The organism is Gammaproteobacteria bacterium (assembly GCA_021647245.1).
Classification (GTDB): Bacteria; Pseudomonadota; Gammaproteobacteria; order RBG-16-57-12; family RBG-16-57-12; genus JAFLJP01.
In genome coordinates this window covers 20,501-29,016 of record JAKIVC010000032.1, presented here as the reverse complement: position 1 = coordinate 29,016, position 8,516 = coordinate 20,501, and the positions used below count along the sequence as shown (strand labels likewise).

General features: G+C 50.1%; 9 protein-coding genes and 1 tRNA gene. 6 read left to right on the top strand and 4 right to left on the bottom strand.

Annotation, left to right across the window (positions count from 1 at the left end):
- Window positions 1-103: 103 nt before the first annotated feature.
- Both L3J94_09955 and L3J94_09950 read right to left on the bottom strand, forming a co-directional pair.
- Complete coding sequence (locus L3J94_09955; protein ID MCF6219055.1) at window positions 104-496, bottom strand: DUF1249 domain-containing protein; 393 nt, start codon at window positions 494-496, stop codon at window positions 104-106.
- Entirely contained in the window at window positions 496-1,200 is a 705-nt protein-coding gene (locus tag L3J94_09950; GenBank protein MCF6219054.1) for an RNA polymerase sigma factor FliA, read from the bottom strand. Before L3J94_09950 ends, L3J94_09955 begins: the two co-directional genes overlap by 1 nt.
- A 234-nt stretch (window positions 1,201-1,434) precedes the next feature.
- On the opposite strand from L3J94_09950, the gene ung reads away from it, so the two are divergent.
- Window positions 1,435-2,151: a uracil-DNA glycosylase gene (ung, locus tag L3J94_09945; protein MCF6219053.1), complete on the top strand. Its 717-nt coding sequence runs from the start codon at window positions 1,435-1,437 to the stop codon at window positions 2,149-2,151.
- An 18-nt stretch (window positions 2,152-2,169) separates the two neighbouring features.
- On the opposite strand, the gene L3J94_09940 is transcribed toward ung, so the two are convergent.
- Window positions 2,170-2,254: transfer RNA gene (locus L3J94_09940), tRNA-Leu, on the bottom strand.
- Between the two features lie 107 nt (window positions 2,255-2,361).
- On the opposite strand from L3J94_09940, the gene queA reads away from it, so the two are divergent.
- The 5 genes from queA to secF all read left to right on the top strand — a co-directional run bounded on the left by queA (window position 2,362) and on the right by secF (window position 7,794).
- Window positions 2,362-3,420, top strand: a complete 1,059-nt coding sequence (queA, locus tag L3J94_09935; protein ID MCF6219052.1) for a tRNA preQ1(34) S-adenosylmethionine ribosyltransferase-isomerase QueA — start codon at window positions 2,362-2,364, stop codon at window positions 3,418-3,420.
- Window positions 3,421-3,433: 13 nt separating this feature from the next.
- Window positions 3,434-4,546 (top strand): tRNA guanosine(34) transglycosylase Tgt, encoded by a 1,113-nt coding sequence (tgt, locus tag L3J94_09930; protein ID MCF6219051.1) that lies wholly within the window; start codon window positions 3,434-3,436, stop codon window positions 4,544-4,546.
- Window positions 4,547-4,618: 72 nt separating this feature from the next.
- Window positions 4,619-4,957 carry a preprotein translocase subunit YajC gene (gene yajC, locus L3J94_09925; protein ID MCF6219050.1) on the top strand — a complete coding sequence of 113 codons (339 nt, stop codon included), beginning with the start codon at window positions 4,619-4,621 and terminating at the stop codon, window positions 4,955-4,957.
- Between the two features lie 22 nt (window positions 4,958-4,979).
- Entirely contained in the window at window positions 4,980-6,845 is a 1,866-nt protein-coding gene (secD, locus tag L3J94_09920) for a protein translocase subunit SecD (GenBank protein MCF6219049.1), read from the top strand.
- A 10-nt stretch (window positions 6,846-6,855) separates the two neighbouring features.
- Complete coding sequence (gene secF, locus L3J94_09915; GenBank protein ID MCF6219048.1) at window positions 6,856-7,794, top strand: protein translocase subunit SecF; 939 nt, start codon at window positions 6,856-6,858, stop codon at window positions 7,792-7,794.
- 15 nt (window positions 7,795-7,809) lie between these two features.
- Here secF and L3J94_09910 read toward each other — a convergent pair whose 3' ends face one another.
- Window positions 7,810-8,508, bottom strand: a complete 699-nt coding sequence (locus tag L3J94_09910; GenBank protein MCF6219047.1) for a HAMP domain-containing histidine kinase — start codon at window positions 8,506-8,508, stop codon at window positions 7,810-7,812.
- Window positions 8,509-8,516 lie beyond the last annotated feature (8 nt).

Sequence of the window (8,516 nt, the reverse complement as noted above, 5' to 3'; positions counted from 1 at the left end):
TCTCAGGGGCTAGTGGCACTACGTGATGGATGGATCAAGCTTCACTATGCTAAGTGAAACGCCCTGTGCGGAGCCGCATGCAGGGTGTTGTGGGGGCTGAGGGTTAGAGACCCTTGGCTACCCGATTGGCCTGTTGTTTCTCGTCCAGATGATAGCCTTGGCGATTTGGCATGTGACTCTGTACCGCAAAACGTCCATGACCCTGATAGTGGCTCGCCTCTACCACCCGTGCATCGTGGTAGAGTCGGGCTTCGATGTTTAGATCCGTATTGAACGCCGCCAAGTGAGGTAGCTTGAGGGCTAATGTGAGGATGGTGGTGTAACGGTGTCGCTCTTTTATTTCTATGTGGAGTGTGCTCCCTCCGACTAGGTCGAAGTGGTAGTGTGCAGCCATATTATCCAAGCAGCCCAGTAGCTGTTGCAGCAAATTATAGTTGGCTTCGTGCAGACGGGTCTGGTTGAAAAAGTGTTTTTTGTGGTGTGTTGCAATGGTCATTAATCTGATTTAATGCGTGATTTAAGGCGTATGGTGGCTTGGCTCATGATTTGGCTAACGCGGGATTCACTCACCCCCATAACAGAGCCGATTTCGCGCAGATTCAATTCACTATTGTAGTAGAGGGTGATTACCAGCTTTTCCCGCTCGGGTAGTGCGTCTATTGCATCGGCAAGTAACCGCTTTATATCCTCGCTCTGGAGTTGCTCCAGTGGCCCGGCACTGGCGCTGCTGGAGGCACTTCCATTAATTGCACCGTCATCAAGTGCTAACTCATCTAGGCTGAATATTTTTGAGGTGCTGGCATCTTGTAATATTTTATAATATTCGTCGAGAGCGATACCTATATGTTGGGCAATCTCTTCATCTTTGGCATCCTTGCCCGTGGTGCTTTCTATCTCCTTAATGGCACTTGTGATGTCGCGCTGTTTGCGGTGTACCGATTTTGGTGCCCAATCATTGCGCCGCAACTCGTCGAGCATAGCGCCGCGAATGCGAATCGAAGAGTAGGTTTTAAAGCTTGCACCCTGGGTGGGGTCGTAGTTTTTACTGGCATCCAGCAGGCCAATCATGCCCGCTTGAATAAGGTCATCAACCATGACGGATGAGGGCAGCCGTGCCGCTAAATGGTAGGCAATCCGCTTTACCATAGGCGCGTGTTCTTGGAGTAAATCATCTTGTGATTGTTGGAGTGTGGAGTACATGGTTACCTGATTTAAACATCAATTGATCACGTTTGATCGCCTGCAGATTGACATTCGGCAACAAGCTGCCAATCTTTAGTCTCTATACTTGTTTTGATGGCTTGGAACGCCATCAAAATGATAAAATAGCCCCTGTGGGGTTTTGTGGTGAAGGGCATTGTGCACTGAGTGTTGATAGCCCCGCTTGTGCAGAGGCCTCTGGTAGATACCTGACATGGGAAGTGAAGCATAAAAATGGCGATTCAAATTACAGACCCACTGGATGCTGGCTGGAAAGTGTGTTTTGAACATGAATTTTCTCAAGACTATATGGTCAGCTTGCGTGCTTTTTTGCGTTCTGAAATAGGTGCGGGGCATCTCATTTATCCGCCAAAAGAGCAGTGGTTCAACGCTTTTTTATATACCCCTCTCAATGAGATTAAAGTCGTGATTGTCGGGCAAGATCCTTACCATGGTGAAGGTCAGGCTCACGGTTTAAGCTTTAGTGTGCCGGATGGCATCAAAATCCCCCCTTCGTTGCGGAATATATATAAGGAGCTTAGTCGTGATTTGGCGATGGATATTCCCGCCTCTGGTAATTTAGAGGGTTGGGCAAGGCAGGGGGTTTTGTTGCTGAATGCCTCGTTAACGGTGCGTGCCGCAGAGGCTAATAGCCACAGTAAGCAGGGGTGGCTGCGTTTTACCAATGCCTGTATTAAACATATTAATACACACAGAGAAGGGGTGGTTTTTTTAGCCTGGGGGCGGTTTGCCCATGGTCTCTGTTCGGTGGTCGACACCCCTAAACACTGTGTGATCAAGACATCTCATCCAAGCCCGTTGGGTGCTCATAAAACAGGGAAAGATTTTAGCGCATTTCTGGGTTCAGGCTGTTTTTCGCAGGCGAATGATTACTTGAAACGGCGAGGTGAGTTGCCGGTGTGTTGGTCGCAGACAAGCGAGTCGATATAGTGTGTTGCAGAATCTGAATGGTGGCTCCCCCCGGACTCGAACCGGGACACCCGAAGGCGGGGGATTTTGAATCCCCTGCGTCTACCAATTCCGCCAGGGAGCCGTATCATTTTACTGCCAGGAGAGAGCCTCTCTGCCAGTGCGCGCTATTATAGGGAATTTTTTTTAAACGGCAAGCAATAGATTTTCTCTTCTGGTAATATGCCGCCCATGAAACGAAGTGATTTTTTTTACCATCTACCTGAAGAGCTGATTGCCCAATATCCAACGGCAGAACGCAGCGCTAGCCGCCTACTGCATGTGCAGGGTGAGAGCGGTGCTTGCCTCGATCAGCAGTTCCGTGATTTTCCTTCCCTGTTGAATCCAGGTGATCTACTGGTATTCAATAATACCCGAGTGATTCCAGCGCGTATGCTGGGTCACAAAGAAAGTGGTGGCAAGGTGGAGATGCTGGTGGAGCGTGTGCTGGGTGAGCGTACAGTGCTGGCGCATTTGCGTGCCAGTAAGTCGCCCAAAGCAGGTGCTCTCCTACTCTTTGAGGAGTGTGTTGAAGTAGAGGTTGTCGGGCGGCAGGAAGCGCTTTTTGAGTTACGCTTTTTGGGTGAGCGCAGTGTGATTGAACAGCTTGAAGCCCATGGGCACATGCCACTGCCACCTTATATAGAACGCGCTGATGAGTTACAGGATCGGGAGCGTTATCAGACCGTCTTTTCTGATCGTAGCAAGTGTGGCGCGGTGGCGGCCCCGACGGCAGGCCTGCATTTCGACCAGGCGATGTTGGATCTTCTTGAGCAGCGCGGGGTTGAGTTTGCCTATGTCACGCTGCATGTGGGGGCAGGCACTTTTCAGCCGGTGCGTGTGGATGATATTTGTGATCACAAAATGCACAGTGAATATCTGGAGGTGGGCCAGCAGGTAGTTGACCAGGTAGCCGCAACCCGTGCGCGGGGTGGGCGGGTGATTGCGGTGGGTACCACCAGTGTGCGCAGCCTAGAGAGTGCGGCGCTGTCAGGGGAGTTGCAGGCTTTTCAAGGAGAGACTGAGATTTTTATCCACCCAGGGTATCGGTTTAACTGTATTGATGGATTGTTAACCAATTTTCATCTTCCTGAGTCGACGCTGTTAATGCTGGTGAGTGCGCTGGCCGGTTATGAGAACATGATGGCAGCTTATCAACATGCGGTGGCGCAACAATACCGCTTTTTCAGTTATGGCGATGCCATGTTTATTACCCCGAGCGCAACTGCACGGGTGGTGCGAGAGGAGTAAGCCAGTGTCGATGATGAGCTTTGAATTGCAACAGCGAGATGGTCGGGCGCGTCGTGGTGAGATCAGCTTTCCTCGTGGCACTATTCAGACTCCCGCATTTATGCCGGTGGGAACCTACGGTACAGTGAAAGCGATGACACCCGAAGAGCTGGAAGCTACGGGTGCTGAAATTGTACTGGGAAATACCTTTCATCTATTTCTACGCCCGGGTACCGAGGTGATTGAAGCACACGGTGACCTGCATGACTTTATGGCCTGGCAAAAGCCGATTTTGACTGACTCGGGTGGGTTTCAGGTGTTTAGTTTGGGGGCGATGCGTAAAATCACAGAAAAAGGAGTCACTTTTCAATCTCCCGTGAATGGCAATAAAGTTTTTATGGGGCCAGAGGAGTCAATCGATGTTCAGCATAAGCTGGGTTCTGATATTGTGATGATCTTTGATGAGTGCACCCCCTATCCAGCGACACATGAGCAGGCGAGGGAGTCGATGGCGCTGTCGCTGCGCTGGGCCAAGCGCAGCAAGGAAGCGCACGGAGACAATGCCAGTGCGTTGTTTGGTATTGTGCAGGGGGGCATGTATCCAGAATTGCGCGATATCTCGCTTGAGGGGTTGAGTGAAATGGGTTTTGATGGTTACGCCATTGGTGGGCTCTCAGTGGGTGAGCCTAAAGAGGATATGTTGCGTATCCTTGATCATACAGTGCCCCAAATGCCGGAAGAGAAACCTCGTTATTTAATGGGGGTGGGCAAGCCGGAGGATATTGTTGAGGCGGTGCGCCGAGGGGTCGATATGTTTGATTGTGTGATGCCGACCCGAAACGCCCGAAATGGCCACCTTTTTACCCGCCTAGGGGTAGTGAAAATCCGTAATGCGGTTCATCAGAGTGATCCCCAGCCGCTGGATGCCGAGTGTGGTTGCTATACTTGCCGTCACTACAGTCGTGCCTACTTGCGGCACCTGGATAAATGTCGTGAAATATTAGGTGCACGGTTAAATACGATTCATAACCTTTATTACTACCAATCGCTCATGCAAGGGCTGCGTGATGCCATTGCAGAGCAACGCCTGGCAGCATTTGTTGAAGAGTTTTATACGCTACGCGGACAAACGGTACCGGCTATGTAATAATAGCGCGCTTTATGCTATCAACCGACCTGTGCTGACAGGTCATGAAATATAAAACTACGAGGGTAAATAATGAGCTTTTTCATCTCAGATGCAGTGGCAGAGGGTGCGGCCGCTACAGGTTCTACCGGTGATTCACTGATGGGTCTGATCCCTTTTGTTCTACTGTTTGTGATCTTCTACTTTTTCTTGATCCGTCCGCAGTCCAAGCGTGTTAAAGAACATAAAAATATGCTGACAACGCTGGGTAAAGGCGATGAAATCGTTACCAATGGTGGTCTTTTAGGTAAAATAATCATGGTGGGCGATGAGTTTGTTACCGTTGAGATCGCGAATAACACTCAGGTAAAACTACAAAAGCAATATATTGCCAATCTGATGCCAAAAGGCACCATTAAGTCAGCCGAATAACCTATCGACACGAGTAGTCAGCATGAACCGATATCCTGCATGGAAATATCTTATGATCGCGGTTGTGGTTGTGGTGGGCGGACTGTACGCCCTACCCAATCTCTATGGTGAGGATCCCGCAATCCAGATCAGCTCAAATCGTGACGAGGTTCTGGATACTCGTTTTGTTGAGCGGGTAGAGCGCCAACTGGCACAGGCTGGGCTTGCGGCAACTTCAATGGAGTTAAACAAGGGCGGTCTGCTGCTGCGTTTTGGCAACGAAGATAACCAGATGACCGCCAAAGATATCCTGGCGGATAATCTGGGCAATGGCTTTATCGTTGCGCTGAATCTGGCCCCGGCGACACCGGAGTGGTTAAAGTCAATAGGTGCTTCTCCCATGTATCTTGGCCTCGACCTTCGTGGTGGTGTGCACTTTCTAATGGAGGTAGATACCGATGCAGCGGTGAAACAGTCGTATGAGCGTTTCGTCAGTGACTACCGTAGCCAGTTGCGTGAAGAGAAAATTCGCTACCTATCCATCGAACACTATGAGCATAAGGGGCGCGCTGGGGTAGCGATAAAGCTGCGCAAGCTAGAGGATCGTGAAAAAGCGCGTGAAGTATTACGACTCGCTTATAGTGAGCTGGAGTTCCGTGAGATTGATAAAGAGGGCGCGGCACTGCTTTTTACCACCCTGAGTAAAAGTGCCGTTATCGAAGCCAGGAACATGGCTGTTCAACAAAACATTACCACACTACGCAATCGCGTTAACGAACTGGGTGTTGCCGAGCCGGTTATCCAGCGACAGGGTGAGAGCCGAATTGTTGTTCAACTGCCCGGTGTACAGGATACCGCACGTGCCAAGGAGATTCTGGGGGCAACCGCCACACTTGAATTTCGCATGGTTTCTGACAAAGGGAGTGTTGAGAGCGCAGTGGCAGGTCGTCCTGTGCCGGGTGCCAAACTTTATCATGAGCGTGGCGGCGGCCCGATTTTATTAAGAAATAGAGTCATGCTGACGGGAGATCGTGTGATTGATGCCTCCTCTGGTATGGAATCTGACACCGGCTCACCGGCTGTTTTTATTACCCTCGATGGTAAAGGTGCCACTATTTTTAGTGATGTGACCAGAGAGAATGTGGGTAAATTGATGGCGGTGGTCTTCATCGAGGCGAAGAGCGAAACACGCACCATCAATGGTGAGAAGGTTAAGGTAAAACGCACCGTAGAAGAGGTGATCAGTGTGGCACGAATTCGCGAGCCACTGGGCAAGCGCTTTCAGATCTCCGGTCTGGATAGCACCAAAGAGGCCCGTGATTTAGCACTGCTGCTGCGTGCAGGTGCCTTGGCAGCGCCCATTGAAATTGTTGAAGAGCGAACCGTCGGCCCAAGCTTGGGGCAAGATAACATCGACCAGGGCTTTATGTCGGTGGTATTGGGCTTTGCGCTGGTGCTGCTCTTTATGGCATTTTGGTATCGCGGTTTTGGACTGTTTGCCAACATCGCACTGGCGCTTAATCTGGTTTTGATTATTGCTGTACTGTCAATGCTTCAGGCGACGCTCACCTTGCCAGGTATTGCGGGTATTGTGTTGACGGTGGGTATTGCGGTGGATGCTAACGTGCTTATTTTTGAGCGCATTCGAGAAGAGCTGAGGAGTGGCAGTGCCACCCAATTAGCTATCGATGCCGGGTTCAACAAGGCCTTTTCAACCATCGCAGATGCGAATATTACAACATTGATTGCGGCGGTGGTGCTGTTCGGTTTTGGTACCGGGCCCATCAAGGGGTTTGCCATCACCTTGAGTATTGGTATTTTGACCTCAATGTTTACCGCGATTGTTGTGACACGTGCCGCCGCCAACTTGACGTATGGCGGCCGCAAGATTAACAAGCTTTCAATTTAAGGGCGCCAATATGCAAATCTTTAAACAAGTGCCTGATTTTGACTTTATGGGTAGACGAAAGTTTGCGGTCATCTTCTCACTGATACTCATAGCGGCCTCTATTGCTTCGCTGGCGACACGCGGGCTTGAGCTGGGTATTGATTTTACCGGTGGTATCCTGATCGAAATGGGATATGACAGCCCGGTTGACCTGAGTCAGGTGCGGAGTGCGCTCAATGAAAATGGCTTCGAGGATGCGATTGTTCAGCACTTTGGCACGTCAAAAGATGTTCTGGTGCGGCTCGCACCCAGAGATGAGATGAGTAATGCTGAAGTAAGCGGGCACGTAATGGATGTGTTGCAGGAGAACAGTGCTCAATCACCTGAGATGCGTCGTGTTGAGTATGTTGGCCCACAGGTGGGCAAAGAGCTGACAGAGGATGGCGCATTGGCGATGCTGTTCGCTCTGGCGGGCATTCTCATCTATGTGGCGCTGCGCTTTGAATATCGTTTTGCTCTCGGTTCAGTCGCGGCACTGCTACACGATGTAGTGATTACGCTGGGTATATTCTCTCTTCTCGGGATTGAATTTAACCTCACCGTATTGGCGGCGATTCTGGCCGTTATCGGCTATTCGTTAAACGATACCATTGTTGTTTTTGATCGGGTACGGGAAAATTTTCGCATTGTGCGTAATCGAACCACCGAAGAGGTGACCAATATCTCGTTAAATCAGACGTTGTCTCGCACCATAATGACCTCGATGACCACGCTGCTGGTGTTGCTGGCACTCTTTTTTGTGGGCGGTGAGCTGATCAATGCGTTTGCTCTGGCGCTGATTATCGGTGTTTTTGTCGGTACCTACTCTTCAATCTATGTTGCCAGCACCATGGCGCTGGCACTGGGTGTCAGTAAAGAGGATCTTATTCCGCCTGAGCGTGAGGGTGCCGAGGTGGATGACACGCCTTGACCCAGTAGTAGCTTGCTAGATTTTAGGAATGCAGATGGTGAATAAACTCCCTCCCAATCTGCTGTCATTACTGAGTGTAATGTAACCCCTCTTTTCGTTGTTATGGTGCGCTTGTGCAATCGCCTGACTAAAGTAGAGCCCTAGCCCAGTACTGCCTGTTTTGAAGTCTACAGTGGCTGATTTTCCGGGCTGAGCTGCTAAGATTGAGGGTGGGTAACCTGGGCCGTCATCCTCTATCGTAATCAATAGCTGCTCATCTCGCACCCCAGCACTCAACTTGATGGTTTTCTCTGTGTAGCGGAGAGCATTATTAACCACATTGTTGATTACACCGGCTAATAGATTGGCATCAAATACCCACTCGAGCATATCATCGCATTCGATGATCCCTTCAATATTGGCATAACGGAGGCTAGCCTGGTGGTAGAGCAGCTGCTCGTCAAGAAAGTCATACACAGAGTTTAGCTCTTTATGCAAAGCAATCTTCTCACCCTCGACCTTATAGAGTGTGAGCAGTGACATCAGATCGTTATTGACCCGCTTGGCTTCATAGCGCAGCTGGTTAAGCGCGTCATCCACCGAGGTTGTATCTTCGTGCTTTACCGTCTCAGAAATATGATCAATGGTAGTGATGATCATTGAGAGCGAATTTTTCATATCATGTGCGGCTGAGGCGAGCAGTGTAGAAAAGTCGAGCGCGCTTTTGTTATTCATAATACCTC